Raw genomic sequence first — 16,835 nt, 5'->3', positions numbered from 1 at the left:
GGCTAGCAAAACCATCCCTATGAGCATACACAAGTATGTGATTAGGGTGGATTTGTGCTGCCAACACCGCTACAGCTCAAAGTATGACGGGTAATTGGGATTAAAGCATTGGTTTGCCGTAATCCATTGGAGACAAATCAAAATACTTAGCGACTGTCTGACCAATATCTGCGAACGTTTCGCGGTGACCTAATGAACCTGGTTTCACTTTTGGTCCATAAACCAGAACAGGAATGTGCTCACGAGTATGGTCAGTTCCTGGCCAAGTTGGGTCACAACCGTGGTCAGCAGTTAAAATCAGAATGTCATCTTCTTTAACCAGTTTCATTAATTCAGGTAAGCGACGGTCAAATAATTCGAGTGCTGCGGCATAGCCAGCAACATCACGGCGGTGGCCGTAAGCTGAGTCAAAGTCAACAAAGTTAGTGAATACGATGGTGTTATCACCCGCCAGTTTCATTTCTTCTACTGTTGCATCAAACAGTGCATCGATACCTGTTGCTTTGATTTTCTTAGTGATACCAACGTGCGCATAAATATCCGCAATTTTGCCGATAGAAACGACTTCACCTTGTTTCTCATCCACTAATTTTTTCAGTACAGTTGGTGCTGGTGGCTCAACCGCTAAATCGTGACGGTTGCCTGTACGCGAGAAGTTACCTGCTTTATCACCCACAAATGGACGCGCGATAACACGACCAATGTTATAACCACCTTTGGTTAACTCTTCACGGGCGATTTCGCACAGCTCATACAGTTTGTCTAAGCCATACGTTTCTTCGTGGCACGCAATTTGGAATACAGAGTCTGCAGAAGTATAGAAAATTGGTTTCCCAGTTTTCATGTGCTCTTCACCCAGTTGGTCTAGGATGACAGTACCAGATGAATGGCAGTTACCTAAGTAGCCTGGCAGGTTGGCTTTTTTAACTAAAGTATCTAGCAGTTCTTGTGGAAAGCTGTTTTCTTCGTCAGAGAAATATCCCCAATCGAATAACACAGGCACACCTGCGATTTCCCAGTGGCCTGATGGGGTATCTTTACCAGAAGAAATCTCGCTTGCGTAACCATATGCACCGATAATTTCAGCATTAGGATCAAGACCCGCAGGGAATGAACCGCTTGATTCTTCTCCTGCTTTACCTAAACCTAATTTTGTTAAATTAGGTAAATGCAGAGGCCCTTTACGACCAATATCCGCTTCGCCGCGTGCACAAGCATCTGCAATGTGACCCAATGTATTTGAGCCTTCATCACCAAATTTATGTGCATCGTGTGCAGCGCCGATCCCAAAGGAATCCAAAACCATAATAAATGTGCGTTTCATATTTTTCTCCTGCGGTATTTATTAGAACGATATACCACTAAAATCTATTTGTATTACTCGCTGATTTGGCGATAAACCATCGGCGTTTGCTCTGGGGAATTTTCACCAATTACCATTGCTGCGCGCACTTCTTTTGCCGCTTCTTCCCATGCTTTTTCACTGTTTGCATGGATAATTGCCAATGGTGTTTGTGTATCCACTTTCGCGCCGAGTGCCGCGATATCACTCAAACCAACACTGTAGTCAATTGGGTCAGTTGCTTTACGGCGACCGCCGCCTAATGTCACAACGGACATCCCCAATGCACGCGTATCCATTTGCGTGATAATACCGTCTTTCGGTGCATAAACTGCTTTGCTCAGCACAGCAGTTGGTAGGTATTTGTCATAATTTTCAACAAAATCTGCTGGGCCTTTTTGTGCTGCAACCATACGACCAAACACTTCTGCCGCTTTACCGTTATCCAGCACCGCTTGCAGTTTTTGGCGAGCCTCTTCACGAGTAGCCGCTAACGAACCTGAAACCAGCATTTCCACACAAAGTGCCATTGTCACTTCATACAGACGCGGGTTGCGGTATTCGCCAGTTAAGAATTGCACTGCTTCGCGCACTTCAACCGCATTACCCGCACTGGACGCCAATACTTCGTTCATGTCGGTTAACAATGCCGTCGTTTTACATCCTGCGCCATTTGCCACTTTGACAATTGACTCTGCCAGTTCTTCTGATTTCTCATAGGTTGGCATAAATGCACCAGAGCCGACTTTTACGTCCATAACTAAGGCATCAAGGCCTTCAGCCAGTTTTTTACCTAAAATGGATGCCGTAATCAGCGGAATCGAGTCAACTGTTGCAGTAATATCACGGGTTGCATAAAAACGTTTATCTGCTGGCGCTAATGAATTGGTTTGCCCAATAATTGCCACACCCACATCTTTAATAATGTCACGGAAACGAACATCATCAGGAAAGATGTCGAAATTAGGAATAGCTTCCAGCTTATCCAACGTACCACCTGTATGACCCAGACCACGGCCTGAAATCATAGGGACATAACCGCCGCATGCAGCGACCATTGGGCCTAGCATCAGCGAAGTCACATCACCAACACCGCCTGTAGAGTGCTTGTCCACCAACGGGCCGTTAAGGTTGAGTGATTTCCAATTCAGCACCGTTCCTGAATCACGCATAGCCAGCGTCAGTGCAACACGCTCAGGCATCGTCATATCGTTAAAATAGATGGTCATTGCCAGTGCAGCAATTTGACCTTCCGAAACAGAATTATCACGAACACCATTGATAAAAAAGCGAATTTCCTCTTCGCTTAATGGTTTACCATCGCGTTTTTTACGAATAATTTCTTGTGCCAGAAACACGATATACTCCTTTAAAGTCGAATTTATCGGCTAACAATAATGCGAAAATTAATAACTGCTGCTTGATTTTTTAACGTCGTAACCCAGCGTGTTTAATAAATTTGCTAATAAGCTTGATGCGCCAAAACGGAAGTGGCGGCTATCAGCCCAATTGTCACCTAAAATTCGGCCTGCTAATGCTAAGTAATCAGCCGCTTCTTCTGCGGTACGTACACCACCAGCAGGTTTGAAACCAACGGTTTTTGCAACGCCCATATCACTGATGACTTGCATCATGATTTCTGCACTTTCTAATGTTGCGTTAACAGGGACTTTGCCTGTTGAGGTTTTGATAAAGTCAGCACCTGCTTTAATTGAAATTTCAGACGCTTTACGAATTAACGCAGCATCTTTTAATTCACCCGTTTCAATGATCACTTTCAGTAACACATTGGCAGCTGCACATGCGTCTTTACACGCTTTGACTAAATCAAAACCAATTTGCTCATTGCCTGCGATCAGCGCACGGTATGGGAATACAACGTCAACTTCATCCGCACCATAAGCGATAGCGGCTTTAGTTTCTGCTAATGCGATTTCAATATCATCATTACCGTGTGGGAAGTTGGTTACGGTCGCGATGCGAACGTCAGGCGTACCTTGCTCACGCAAAGTTTTACGCGCAATTGGAATAAAACGAGGGTAGATACAAATTGCCGCTGTGTTGCCAGCAGGGCTTTTGGCTTGATGGCATAATGCGATCACTTTTGCATCAGTGTCGTCATCATTCAATGTGGTTAAATCCATCAGGGTCAGCGCGCGTTGTGCGGCTGCTTTTAAATCAGTCATATAACTCTCCAACGTTATTAATTCTTCAGAACGACACGTTCTTTGTTGGCGAGCGGGCTTGGTTCCTTAAAGATGCCAGCCGGATGCTTCCGAACTGAGCAGCTGAGTTCCTTCTCACCGCACGATGCCCTAGAGTCATTCGACTCTGAGAACTAGCAGTTCCATTAGCAGCTTACTAGTGTCTATTTGACCATGGAACAGCGTCACTTTATGTGCTACAAATCACATTAATCGACTGAATGTTACATTATTAAATATAATTATGTGAATAAGATCTCATTATACCCGATCTATCTGTTAATTTATTCACTCAAATGGCTTTTCTAACCTTAAACAATCATTAATTGACTAAGTTAAGAATAGTTGAAATTCTGCCTTTGAATATAAAAGATAGCAAAAGAATATAACCGATAAAAATAAAAGCGAAAGAGCTACACCCTTCCGCTTCTATAGTGAACAGGCTGAATAAACCTGCCTAAAATCTTACACGATGCTTTATGCTACCGCGGCTGCCCCCAAGGTCAAGAAGAAGCCAGCAATAGTCGCACTCATTAAGTTAGACAATGTTCCTGCCATGACAGCTTTCATGCCAAGACGCGCAACGTCGCCACGGCGATTTGGTGCCATTCCGCCTAAACCACCCAGCAAAATTGCCACTGACGATAAGTTCGCAAAACCACACAATGCGAATGAAATAATGGCTTTTGTATGATCAGACAGTACTTGCTTACCTGCCGCAATCACTTCTGCATCGGCCTTCATGTATTCACCGAAATTCATGAAGGCAACAAATTCATTCACAACAATTTTTTGACCAATAAATGAGCCCGCAATAGTGGCTTCACTCCACGGCACACCAATTAAGTAAGCGATAGGCGCAAACAACCAACCTAATAGCAACTCAAGGGACAGCTGAGGATAATCAAACCAGCCACCAATACCACCTAAAATACCGTTGATTAATGCAATCAATGCAATGAACGCTAATAACATTGCGCCAACATTCAATGCTAATTGCATCCCTGACGATGCTCCCGCTGCTGCGGCATCAATAATATTTGCAGGACGTTCATCTTCTGCAACTAAATCAGTCGCGTTAACTCTATCGCGCGCATCTTCTGTTTCAGGAACCATCAGTTTTGCGAATAACAGACCACCAGGTGCTGCCATAAATGATGCAGCAATCAAGTATTCCATTGGCACGCCCATTTGTGCGTAACCCGCTAACACAGAACCCGCCACTGACGCTAAACCACCACACATAATCGCAAACAGTTCAGAAGTGGTCATGGTTGCAATATAAGGACGAACAACTAAAGGTGCTTCAGTTTGACCCACGAAAATGTTCGCCGTCGCAGATAAGGACTCAGTTCGTGATGTACCAAGAACTTTCTGTAAACCGCCACCCAATACTTTAATCACCAACTGCATGATACCTAAGTAATAAAGTACAGCGATCAACGATGAGAAAAACACAATGATAGGCAGAACGCGAAAAGCAAAAATAAAGCCGCCACCGCCAAATAATTCAAACATTTTGTCGGACACTAAGCCGCCAAAAATAAAGCTCATACCATCTTGACCATATCCGATGACTTTAGAAACACCATCAGACATCCCTTGTAGCACGCTGCGCCCAGCAGGGACATATAACACTAATGCGCCGATTGCCAACTGGATAATAAAAGCACCACCTACAGTGCGAAGTCTTATCGCTCGGCGATTGCTAGAAAATAGGATAGCTATCGCGATGAGTACCGCCATTCCTATAATACTCATAATGAGTTGCATGGAAGGATCCCTGTTCACTTGATTCTAGGTTGATATATAAGGAAACGTGTAAGTCGCCTTGTCTCTTTGTGTGATGATTATACCTAGTCATCATGAATAACTCGCAATGTTCATCACAAATACGAGGTGCAAGAAACACTGAAAATTCAAATAATGTGATAAAAATCACAAAACTGAGTCAGTTTTATCTGGAAAGGCCCTAAAGGTGCCATAAGTCGTAGTAAAAGCTGAATGGATTAAATCAGATGGGAAACAGATTTATATAAGTATTACTTATCGTTTTAACTGTTTTTACTTTGTCAGATTAAATAACGACAGGCTATTATTGTAAAGTTGTTGAGCGATTTCTTCTGGAGATTCGTGGCGAAGCTCACAAAATGAACGAAAAACCCACTCAAGACGCTCTGGCCGATTGGGCTCTCCCTGGAAACCTGAAACAGGCATATCTGGCGCATCAGTTTCAAACAATAATGATGTGAGTGGTAATTGCGACATCACATAGCGAGTTTTATTAGCGCGCTTATAGGTTATCGTTCCCCCTACACCAATATAATAACCAAGTTTAACAAAAGCTTGAGCTTGGGATAAGCTCCCCGAAAAACCATGTACCACACCGCGAGCAGGCACATCAATACGGCGCAATATCGCTGCTAGTGGGTCATGCGTTTTGCGGGAATGCAAAATGACAGGTAAATCAAACTGCTTTGCCAGCTTAAGTTGCGCGATTAACAATTGCTGTTGGCGCTCAAACTGCGGGTTTGGCATGTATAGATCGAGTCCAATTTCCCCTACTGCCACGCAGTTTTTATTTTTCTGCTGAAGGTAATCCACTAATACATCAAAATGTGCATCTTGATACTGACTGATATACAGAGGATGAAACCCCATCGCTGCATGCAATTGTGGGTATTGCTGTGCCAATTGCCATACACGAGCGAAGTTATCTAAACTCACCGTAGGAATAACAATCTGTTCTACGCCACTTTGTTGTGCAAGGTGCAAGCTTTCGCTAAGCGCATCACTAAAAGGCGGAAAATCAAAATGACAGTGTGTATCAATAAATTGGGGTTTATCCATTACGATTTTCATTCACTGGCAATATAATTGAAGGTGTCTCAACAAGCTCTGGCACTAAGTCTTCAGGCACTGATGCATTTTGCTCTGAAGGTTCGATATCAATCTCAAGGGGATTGAGTTCCATCTTCCGCGCCAAAGTGCGACTGAAGCTGTTTTGACTCTGATTAAACCCTGCACCAAGAGCAGCAATGAAATAACGCCCACAACGTCGCCCTGTATGATAGTCTTCATTTAAGGAAGAGACTTTACTCCCCAACGCACTACTTTTTAGCGGAACAGGTGGGTAAATTTCGAAAACTTGCACATCTTTAGGCGGATTTTCAATAAATTCTTGCGTCTTACGATAGCTTTTCAGATGCACTTTCAACATCGCCGCCATGCGCTGTAATCCGTTATTCTCACCTTCCAACCAGCGCGTCATTCTTTTCACCCATTCAGGGGTGAAATACATTTGGGATGGCACAGTACGGATCACCACAATTGTTTCAGCCCCGCGTCGGTAGGCTTCTTCAACAGGGATTGCCGCACTAATCCCACCATCGTGGTATAACGTGCCATCAAATTCAACGCCTTCGCGGTAGAACCCAGGGATTGCACTCGATGCACGAATAATATCCAGCCAAGTATCTGCATTGGGTTGTAAAAACTCAGCAGAAAAATTATCACTACGGCTAGCCCCCATATAAAATTCACGGCCTGAATCCAAGAGATCCAGCCCCGCTTCCATTCTCAAAGGGAACTCTTTTGCTGTGGTTTCTATCAACCAATCGAGGTCAATGAGGTGACCCCCACGGATAAAACGTAGTGGATTAAAAAACGCAGAATTGGTGGTATAACGGGTGATCACACGGCGAGCGTAGCCTGCTTGCCCGCAAATATAAGCAGACAAATTTTGCGCCCCTGCGGAGGTACCAATCATTAAATCAAATGGATTAAAGTCAGAAATCAGAAACTCGTCCAGTACACCCGCAGTAAAAATCCCTCGCTGCCCGCCACCTTCACAAATCAATGCGGTTTTTCCTGAGTTGATATTATCTAAAAATGCGAGAGGCTCAATAGTGCCTAAAGTGACTGAAACGTGTTTTCCCATAATACACCTGAATGAATTGAATAGCGTTCATGACTCAAAAACAGAATGAGCTTCCCTTTGAAAGCTCATTCTATCGGCATTGTACAATAAACATTCATCAATTCGGGCTATTGAGACATTTATTTACAGATTAGTTAGCAAGCACTAATCCATTTTGCACAGATTTCACGCCATTAACGCGGGAAGCGACCTGCGTAATTTTATCGATTTGGTCAGCTGATTTCACAAAACCCGAGAGATAGACTACACCGTTAACAGTTTTGACGGATACACTATTGCTGGAAATTCCCTTGGTGCCCAGTAATTTTCCTTTCACATCTGCAGTAATTGCCGAATCATCAATGTATTCGCCCGTATTTTTTGCGCCGCTAGAAATAGCATTCCCCGTATCTTTACCTGCCATTTCAACGGTTTTGGCCGCACTGTCCCACGTTTCAGAAGCTTGTTTTTTCAGCGCGCCGTCTGATGATGAGCTGCATGCAGTGAGTGCAAAGCTCAATCCAATAGCAGTAAAACTACTTAATAGCATTGCCTTTTTCATAGGAACCTTCCTTTCACTGTGGTAAACGAGTTAACGTTACTAGCCTAAGTAAAAAAACAGAAAAAATAAAGTGGTTCAAGGGTAAAGACAGAATATTCTTGATGAAATAGTTTTAAAGATAGGAAAAGGCTCTCTAAAAGAGCATCAGGAAGAGATAACCCGCTACTTCATGATGAAATAGCGGGTTAAAAACAAGACTAGTGCTCGCGTGTTTTACGGAACCGAACGTCTGGGTAACGTTCGCTGGTCAGGTTGAGGTTCACCATCGTTGGTGCGATATACGATAAGTTATCACCGCCATCAAGGGCTAAGTTTTGCTCATTTTTGCGCTTAAATTCTTCGAATTTCTTCGCATCATCGCACTCAACCCAACGTGCCGTTGAAACGTTAACAGCTTCGTAAATCGCTTCAACGTTGTATTCACTTTTCAGGCGCGAAACGACCACGTCAAACTGTAGTACCCCTACCGCACCGACGATTAAATCGTTATTGGTTAATGGACGGAACACCTGCACCGCACCTTCTTCAGACAACTGAACCAGCCCTTTCAGCAGCTGTTTTTGCTTCAGTGGATCACGTAAACGAATGCGACGGAACAGCTCTGGTGCAAAGTTCGGGATACCCGTGAATTTGAGTTCTTCACCTTGGGTGAACGTATCACCAATTTGAATCGTCCCGTGGTTATGCAAACCAATGATATCCCCAGCGTAGGCATTTTCGACCTGAGAACGATCCCCTGCCATAAAGGTTAATGCATCGGAAATTACCACGTCTTTTTTGATTCGCACTTGGCGTAACTTCATTCCTTTTTCGTAGGTGCCTGAAACAATACGCATAAACGCAACGCGGTCACGGTGTTTCGGGTCCATATTAGCTTGGATTTTAAAGACGAAGCCCGTGAATTTTTCTTCTGTGGCTTCAACTTCACGCACGTCAGTTTGGCGGGCTTGTGGTGCTGGCGCCCATTCGACCAAGCCGTCTAACATGTGGTCAACACCAAAGTTACCTAATGCGGTACCGAAGAAAACAGGGGTCAATTCCCCTTCTAAAAACGCATCATGGTCAAATTCGTGGGAAGCGCCTTGAACTAGCTCTAACTCATCACGCAATTGTGCAGCCAATTCATCACCCACCGCCGCATCTAAATCAGGGTTATTTAACCCTTTGATGATACGAACTTCTTGAATTGTATGACCTTGACCTGTTTGGTAAAGAATCGTCTCATCACGCAGTAAATGATAAACCCCCTTGAATAACTTACCGCAACCAATAGGCCAAGTGATTGGACAACAAGCAATTTTCAGCTCATTTTCCACTTCATCCAGTAGTTCCATTGGATCACGAATATCACGGTCGAGTTTATTCATGAAAGTCAGAATTGGCGTGTCACGCAGACGGGTAACTTCCATCAGTTTACGAGTACGATCCTCAACCCCTTTACCAGAGTCAATAACCATTAAGCAACAGTCAACAGCAGTTAACGTACGATAGGTATCTTCAGAGAAGTCTTCGTGCCCTGGGGTATCCAGTAAGTTAACTAAGCAATCATTGTACGGAAACTGCATCACAGATGTGGTAATCGAAATACCACGCTGTTTTTCCATTTCCATCCAGTCGGATTTTGCATGCTGATTGGAGCCACGGCCTTTTACTGTACCTGCACGTTGAATAGCGTGCCCGAACAGCAATACTTTTTCTGTAATCGTGGTTTTACCCGCATCGGGGTGAGAGATGATAGCAAACGTTCTACGCGTGCTAACTTCCTGTAGAAAATTCTGATCTGTCATTTAACCGTTCTTTTCGTCTGAATACAGATTTATAGTGGCACGCGTCTTAGCTTAATGTAGCATTTAGCGGTGCAAATCCGTCTTGTTAAACATAATTGGCGGATATTTTCGCAGATCTTGGGGGTATTAACAATCAAAGCATCGAGGTATGACAAAAACAATACCCCGATGAGACATAAAAATGACTTAAATAACGAACGGATTACGACAAAATCAATTGAGTGATTTCATCGCCTAACGCCTGAGTACTTGCATTACCGCCCATATCACGGGTTAAGTGACGGCGCTCTTTGATCGCCGTTTCCACCGCAACCATAATGCTATCGTGCATTTCAGGGCAACCTAAGTGTTGCATCATCATCGCTGCCGCCCAAATCGTCCCTATTGGATTAGCAATATTTAACCCTGCAATGTCAGGGGCTGAGCCATGGACTGGCTCAAACATCGATGGGAAGTCTTTTTCTGGGTTGATATTGGCAGACGGTGCAATCGCAATGGTCCCTGTACAAGCAGGGCCTAAATCAGACAAAATATCCCCAAATAAATTTGACCCAACAATCACATCGTAAAACTCTGGCATACGCACTAAGTTTGCCGCAAAAATATCAATGTGAAATTGATCGACTTTAATCTCTGGGTAGTGTTTTGCCATTTCTGCCACGCGGCTATCCCAATACGGCATGGAGTGGAATAATCCGTTAGATTTAGTGGCTGAACTCAGGTGTTTTTTCTCACGAGTTTGTGCTAATTCAAACGCATATTTTAAAATGCGGTCAGTGCCTTTGCGGGTAAAAATACTTTGTTGCAGCACCATTTCATCTTCAGTGCCTTCATATTGAATACCACCAATAGCAGAGTATTCTCCTTCTACGTTTTCACGCACCACATAAAAATCAATATCCCCTGGTTTTTTATCCGCCAGTGGACATTTGATCCCATCAAATAAGCGAACTGGGCGCAGGTTAACATACTGGTTAAATGCACGGCGAATAGGCAACAATAAACCCCATAACGAAATATGGTCTGGTACACCAGGGAAACCTACAGCACCAAGAAAAATCGCATCAAACTTTTTCAGTTGTTCTAAACCGTCTTCTGGCATCATACGCCCAGTGCGGTGATAGGTTTCACATGACCAATCAAATTGTGTAAAGTTGAGTTTTACATTGTGTTTGCTTGCTGCGGCTTGTAAAACTTTTAACCCCTCGGGGATCACTTCCGTACCAATGCCATCGCCAGGAATAACCGCTATGTTGAATTGTGACATGGTGAAAACCTCTGATAAATGAATTAGGTGTGTTTTTCTCCAGTTTAGGGATTGCTGTGATAAAGTATAGACATGAACTGTAATCCTTAGGTTTACAAACTATGAACAAGCTCCCTGCGTTAGAGGACATTCGCGTTTTTGTCACTGTCGCCCACTTAATGAGTTTTTCTCAAGCGGCAGCACAGCTATTGGTTTCACCCGCCTATATTTCTAAACGAATCAAACTGTTGGAAGAAAATCTTGGGCAAACGCTATTTTTTCGAAGTGCACGCTCAATTAAGCTCACGCATGAAGGACAAATTATTCTACGCAGCAGCGAATTGATGTTAGCGGAACTTGAACATATGCAAGAAACGCTCAATGCTTGCCGTGAAGAAATCCGTGGTACACTGCGGATCAGTTGTAGCACAGGGTTTGGCAGCACTTATATCAATCCGTTTATCCTATCATTACGCGCTCAGTATCCTTTATTAGCTATCGACCTGACGTTAACAGATAAATCCGTCGATATTATTAATGAAAACATTGATGTGGATATTTGTATCGGAGGCACTATCTCCGATCAGTTTATTGCACGGCGTATCGCTGCCAATCAACGCATACTCTGTGCCGCACCTCGCTATTTAGAAAAAAATGGCTATCCAGTATATCCACAAGAACTTGAACAAAAACATTCTTGTATTGCGATTAAAGAACGCAATCAAGCCCCCGCGGTGTGGAAATTAGCCCACAACCAAGAAAGTATGACCGTTAGCCCAAACAGTCAACTCACCGTGAATAATGGTGAGGTTGCAAAGCAATGGTGTTTAAGTGGGGAAGGCATCCTACTGCGATCATTGTGGAGCGTCTTGCCAGAATTAGAATCTGGACAGTTAGTGCGTGTTCTCCCAGAATGGTACCAAACCGCAGATGTTTATGCCGTTTATTCGAGAAGTATTCGAACAAGTGCTAATCTTAGAGTTTTCATTGAAAATCTCGAACAATACCTTGCGACCCATTTGCAAAATGGATTTATGGCAACACCTTCAGTAAAGGTTGATAGCAATTGATGACAGAAACTGAGACATTCAAAGAACGTTTATTAAAATTACTCAAACAAAAGAAAATGAGCCAACTTAAGGCGGCACAAGCCCTTGGCGTCTCCCGAACCGCCGTCAATAAGTGGACAAAAGGTGGTATGATCGACGAAGACAACCTTGATAAATTGGCAACGTTACTGGATGTCGATAAAATTTGGTTAAAATACGGCGAATATACGAACAACCAAATCACGGTCACCAATGCAGGGGTGATGCGTAACATCAACGAAGTGCACCTGCAAGAATCTGCCGATATCGTAACGTGGGAGTGGGATTTGCTCACAGGGGAATTGAACTACTCAGATAATGTCGAAGCCGTTTATGGCATTAAAATTACGACTAATGAAGATTTTTGGGCATTGATGGCGCCTGAGTCCAAAGAGAAGCTGGTGAATGGTTACTCAAAAATCATTCGTGAAGGCGGTGCCCATGAGATGGATTTTAAAATTAACTGGGAAGGCGAGTACCGTTGGATCACTTCTCGCGCCACAGGGGTTAAAGGGCCAAATGGTAAAGTCACTAAATTGGTTGGGATCAGCCTTGATAATACCGAACGCAAGAATAGCGAATTACGCCTACGAAAAATTAAGTGCTATTTTGATGTTTTACTCTCCCACTTCAATTACTTAGTCGCTTTCACTGACAAAGCTGGTGAAATTCTTGCCAGTAACTTAAGTAGCCAATCCACTGAAATTGACTACCTCGAACTGCAACGTTTATTGTATCAACTCATCATTAATCACAAAACATGGCTAGAAGAAGTGTGCCAAACAGGCCGTGGACAAATTGTGTTTCAAGATAAACAAATTACTGCATATCAACATTTTAATGATGAAAACCAACCCTTTTTGATGTTTGAACTCAAACCAATTTAATACTCCCCCCACAAACAACGGTGGGGGAATGAATTTATAAATCAAGTACTAAACGCTTACTTCTTGCCCTAGATACGCATAACATCATGGTTTTTTGCTCTGCTTTCTCATCGTCATCTAAATAGTGGTCACGATGATCAGCTTCGCCTTCAAGGATAGCGGTTTCGCAGGTTCCGCAAACCCCATTACGACATAAACATTCCACATTGATGCGCTTATCCAATTCAATGGCCTGTAAAATAGATATATCTTTGCCAACTCCTAAGCTAAAGCCTGAACGTTGAAAGTAAACTTCGAAAGAATCCCCTTCACTGGCGACTTCACCAAAGTTTTCAAAATGTACCTGTGATCCCCCTAAGTATTGGTTACCTTTTTCAATCACCTCATTAATTAATGATTGAGGGCCGCACACGTACACATGGCTAGACGAAGGTTGGGACTGAATCAATTGCTCGACAGACATCCTCTGCCCTTGGCTGCCATCATAAAGGTGCAAGCGTGAGCCAATACGCTCTTGTAAATGCTCGACAAACGCAGCGGTTTTCACATCGCGAAAGCAATAATGTAACTCAAAGTCCATACCGCCTTGCTCTAATTCATACAAATAAGACAAAAACGGTGTGATACCGATCCCCCCAGCAATTAGCAAGTGCTTACACTGGTTATCCTGTTCAAGGGAAAAAAAATTTTGAGCAGGTGAAAGATGAATACAATCGCCAACAGACAGCTGCTCATGCATAAATGCCGATCCACCTTTCGAGTTTTCATCACGCAAAACAGAAATACAGTAACTGCCTCTATGTTTTGGGTCGCTAATCAGCGAATAAGCGCGCTGTAAGCCCGTTTGCTCCCCCATGTATACAGTGACATGACTGCCTGCACTAAAAGGCAAGAAATTTCCCTCTTGGGCAACAAATTCAAACATTTTAACGGTTGAACTCACTTGTTCGATTCGGCTGACATTCACTGCAATTTTTTCTTGGCTCATCACCGCGTCCCTCTTATTCGCCGACATCTAAGCACAGGTATTTGATACTTAAGTAGTCTTCAATACCATATCGAGACCCTTCTTTACCTAGCCCTGATTGTTTAACCCCACCAAATGGTGCCACTTCATTAGAAATCAACCCTGTATTGATCCCCACCATGCCACTTTGCAGTTTTTCAGCGACGCGATAAACACGGTTCACATTACGGGAGAAGAAGTAAGCCGCGAGTCCATAAATGGTATTATTTGCTCGCGTAATAACTTCATTTTCATCAGTAAAGCGGATCAACGTTGCGATAGGTCCAAAGATTTCCTCGTGCACAATGTCCATCGAATCATCAACATCCACCAGAACTTTTGGATTGAAAAAATGACCTTGCTCTTTGATTTCATTTCCCAATACCAACTGTTTTGCACCTTTTGCCAATGCGTCTTGCAATAGTGCATTCATGCCTTCAATAGCCCGCGTGGTAATCATTGGTCCAATATCTGTACCAACATCCGCCCCGTTCCCAACTTTCAACTTGGCGACTTCTGCAACAAACTTGGTCTTAAATTCGTCGAAAATAGCATCATGAAGGTAGAAACGGTTGACGCAAACACAGGTTTGGCCGCCATTACGGAATTTCGCTTGAACTGCACTGCTCACCGCTTTATCAATGTCCGCATCCTCGAACACAATAAACGGTGCATTACCGCCAAGCTCTAACGACGTTTTCTTGATGGTTGATGCACATTGTTCTGATAGCACACGACCGACTTGTGTTGAACCTGTAAATGAAAACTTGCTGATAAGCTCATGTTTTGTCAGCCTTTCCCCTAAAACTCGAGAATCCCCAGTGATGACGTTAAATATCCCTGCTGGAATACCGGCTTCATCCGCCAGCTGCGCTAATGCGAGAGCAGTAAAAGGTGTTTCTGTTGCAGGCTTAATAATGATGCTACAACCCGCGGCCAAAGCGGGGGCGGCTTTTCGCGTGATCATCGCCGCTGGGAAATTCCACGGCGTGATAGCGCTACAGACACCAATCGGCTGTTTTATCGTTGAAATACGGTTGCTACCAACAGTTTGGGGGATGGTTTCCCCATACACACGCTTACCTTCTTCCGCAAACCACTCAATAAAAGAGGCTGCATAGCGAATTTCTCCTTTAGCTTCGTGCAGCGGCTTACCTTGTTCGAGGGTCATGATCAGGCCAAGATCATCAACATTGGCTTCGATCAACTCAAACCAACGGCGTAAAATGATCGAACGTGCTTTCGCGGTCAATTGTTTCCAACTTTCCATTGCACCGTAAGCCTGTTCAATAGCGTCATCCACTTGTGCTACCGTTAGGCTGGGAATAGTCCCCAGCACAGATTGGTCAGCAGGATTCGTCACAGAAATTTTTTTATCTGAATCAACCCATTGCCCATTAATATAACAAGACTGACGAAAAAGCGTCGGGTGAGTGACTGTCTGCATATGTGACGGCTCCTTTCATTATTCTTCGGTATGTGCACCAGCAACAATTTTGTGGAAATGCGCCACACCGTGCTCACTGATCCCACTGCGTTGTCTGTCGGCCATAATGCGTCCTTGACCACGGTAGCCCCGCGATCTCAGCCCTTTTTGAACACTTTCAACTAAGCGCAAATCTTCTGGGCGGAACACGGTGCGATACCATTCCACTAAGTTTTTCTGGTACTCAGTCAATTCTTCATTAAGGAAATAAATATCATAGTGTTGCAAGGTCTCCCCAGCGTTCACAGGGAACTCATAGATAACCGTCATGAAGTCTCCTCCTGGCGGCATATTGAACATGGTGCTTGGCCAAATCCAAAAACCAAAGAAGCGCGGGTCTAAAACGGATTCATCAAACTGATAAGAAGATTCAGACGGTTTTGCTTTACCAATTTGTACCGTCCAATTATCCAGAAGTTGGTGCTCGTAAACATTCACATCCACAGAACTGGCGAAACTGACGTGGTTGGTAGGGCAGTGATAGCATTCAATATAGTTATCAACAATGGTCTTCCAGTTAGCTGGCGTATGACTAACAAAACGTGCTGCCAATTTTAAATCGCTAATCACCGCACAAGCTTCTTGCATTTTTTCAGCGAGGCCAGGTAATTGCTCTTCGATCGGTTGCGGCTCACCCACGGTCATATTCACATAAATAAACCCTGCATGTTCAATCACATGAAAGCTGCTAAGTGACATCGCATCAGACTCAAAGTTATTCACATTTTCACAGTTTGTCGCATGCGCTAACTGACCATCGAGTTTGAAAGCCCACGCATGGTAAGGGCAAGTAATTACATTTTTAACTTTACCGCTATCACCGCTAATTAATTGGTGACCACGATGTGGGCACACATTATAAAAACCACGTAAAACATCATCACGACCACGCACAATCACTAAGCTTTCACCGATCAATTCACGGGTGATATAGGAATTTTTTTCTTTAACTTCACTAACGTGGGCAACACAAACCCATGAGTTAGCAAAGATTTTTTCTTTTTCATATTCAAAAATATCATTAGATGTGTAATAACGCGCAGGGATTGTCCATGCGTTATCAATATCAAGGTGATCATTAATCGAAATGACTTTAGCTGCATTGCTCATAATTGCCCTCACTTATGTAAACTTATAGTTAACATCTTTTTTATGGATGTTAACGAAGATCGCATAAATGATCAAACAAAATATTGCGCGATATTCAAACAATATTTTATTTCATAATTAAATCATTCAGTTAAATGATATTAAATTAAACCAGCTGTTAATAATTGGTTAATTACTTGTTGACTACACAATCTTTGC

At 43.4% G+C, this 16,835-nt stretch carries 14 protein-coding genes; 2 read left to right on the top strand and 12 right to left on the bottom strand.

All coding sequences use genetic code 11. From position 1 onward, the window contains the following. Positions 1-100: 100 nt before the first annotated feature. The 9 genes from deoB to PR808_RS06515 all read right to left on the bottom strand — a co-directional run bounded on the left by deoB (position 101) and on the right by PR808_RS06515 (position 11,081). A complete protein-coding gene (gene deoB, locus PR808_RS06555; RefSeq protein ID WP_206084490.1) occupies positions 101-1,324 on the bottom strand; it encodes a phosphopentomutase in 1,224 nt (407 codons plus the stop codon). Between the two features lie 53 nt (positions 1,325-1,377). After that, on the bottom strand, positions 1,378-2,700 hold the full coding sequence (deoA, locus tag PR808_RS06550; RefSeq protein WP_219245644.1) for a thymidine phosphorylase: 1,323 nt from the start codon (positions 2,698-2,700) through the stop codon (positions 1,378-1,380). 48 nt (positions 2,701-2,748) lie between these two features. Then, a complete protein-coding gene (gene deoC / locus PR808_RS06545) occupies positions 2,749-3,528 on the bottom strand; it encodes a deoxyribose-phosphate aldolase (RefSeq protein WP_047755652.1) in 780 nt (259 codons plus the stop codon). A gap of 495 nt (positions 3,529-4,023) precedes the next feature. After that, the gene (locus PR808_RS06540; protein ID WP_206084786.1) at positions 4,024-5,307 is read right to left on the bottom strand and encodes a NupC/NupG family nucleoside CNT transporter; all 1,284 of its coding nucleotides are present in this window, start codon (positions 5,305-5,307) and stop codon (positions 4,024-4,026) included. A gap of 303 nt (positions 5,308-5,610) precedes the next feature. Beyond that, positions 5,611-6,396 carry a TatD family hydrolase gene (locus PR808_RS06535; RefSeq protein WP_241016852.1) on the bottom strand — a complete coding sequence of 262 codons (786 nt, stop codon included), beginning with the start codon at positions 6,394-6,396 and terminating at the stop codon, positions 5,611-5,613. After that, the gene (locus PR808_RS06530; RefSeq protein WP_272538958.1) at positions 6,389-7,486 is read right to left on the bottom strand and encodes a patatin-like phospholipase family protein; all 1,098 of its coding nucleotides are present in this window, start codon (positions 7,484-7,486) and stop codon (positions 6,389-6,391) included. Before PR808_RS06530 ends, PR808_RS06535 begins: the two co-directional genes overlap by 8 nt. A gap of 130 nt (positions 7,487-7,616) precedes the next feature. Then, positions 7,617-8,027 (bottom strand): BON domain-containing protein, encoded by a 411-nt coding sequence (locus PR808_RS06525; protein ID WP_206084486.1) that lies wholly within the window; start codon positions 8,025-8,027, stop codon positions 7,617-7,619. Positions 8,028-8,224: 197 nt separating this feature from the next. Then, positions 8,225-9,814 (bottom strand): peptide chain release factor 3, encoded by a 1,590-nt coding sequence (gene prfC / locus PR808_RS06520; RefSeq protein ID WP_206084485.1) that lies wholly within the window; start codon positions 9,812-9,814, stop codon positions 8,225-8,227. Positions 9,815-10,016: 202 nt separating this feature from the next. After that, entirely contained in the window at positions 10,017-11,081 is a 1,065-nt protein-coding gene (locus tag PR808_RS06515) for a tartrate dehydrogenase (protein ID WP_206084484.1), read from the bottom strand. A 101-nt stretch (positions 11,082-11,182) separates the two neighbouring features. On the opposite strand from PR808_RS06515, the gene PR808_RS06510 reads away from it, so the two are divergent. Together PR808_RS06510 and PR808_RS06505 are read left to right on the top strand one after the other, a co-directional pair. Continuing rightward, positions 11,183-12,130 carry a LysR substrate-binding domain-containing protein gene (locus PR808_RS06510; protein WP_206084483.1) on the top strand — a complete coding sequence of 316 codons (948 nt, stop codon included), beginning with the start codon at positions 11,183-11,185 and terminating at the stop codon, positions 12,128-12,130. Beyond that, on the top strand, positions 12,130-13,035 hold the full coding sequence (locus PR808_RS06505; protein WP_206084785.1) for a helix-turn-helix domain-containing protein: 906 nt from the start codon (positions 12,130-12,132) through the stop codon (positions 13,033-13,035). The genes PR808_RS06510 and PR808_RS06505 overlap by 1 nt, the downstream gene beginning before the upstream one ends. Positions 13,036-13,069: 34 nt before the next feature. Here the strand turns inward: PR808_RS06505 and PR808_RS06500 are convergent, their stop codons facing one another. Genes PR808_RS06500 through PR808_RS06490 form a run of 3 tightly spaced genes read right to left on the bottom strand, consistent with a single transcriptional unit; the run spans position 13,070 to position 16,637 of the window. Continuing rightward, complete coding sequence (locus PR808_RS06500; RefSeq protein ID WP_272538957.1) at positions 13,070-14,023, bottom strand: PDR/VanB family oxidoreductase; 954 nt, start codon at positions 14,021-14,023, stop codon at positions 13,070-13,072. Between the two features lie 13 nt (positions 14,024-14,036). Next, positions 14,037-15,488, bottom strand: coding sequence for an NAD-dependent succinate-semialdehyde dehydrogenase (locus PR808_RS06495; RefSeq protein ID WP_272538956.1), 1,452 nt, complete (start codon positions 15,486-15,488; stop codon positions 14,037-14,039). An 18-nt stretch (positions 15,489-15,506) separates the two neighbouring features. Next, positions 15,507-16,637 carry an aromatic ring-hydroxylating oxygenase subunit alpha gene (locus tag PR808_RS06490; protein ID WP_206084480.1) on the bottom strand — a complete coding sequence of 377 codons (1,131 nt, stop codon included), beginning with the start codon at positions 16,635-16,637 and terminating at the stop codon, positions 15,507-15,509. Positions 16,638-16,835: the final 198 nt, after the last annotated feature.

This window comes from Providencia sp. PROV197, assembly GCF_028479625.1.
Taxonomy (GTDB): domain Bacteria; phylum Pseudomonadota; class Gammaproteobacteria; order Enterobacterales; family Enterobacteriaceae; genus Providencia; species Providencia vermicola.
The sequence above is the reverse complement of the archived record's forward strand: the minus strand, read 5'-3'. Positions and strand labels throughout refer to the sequence as shown.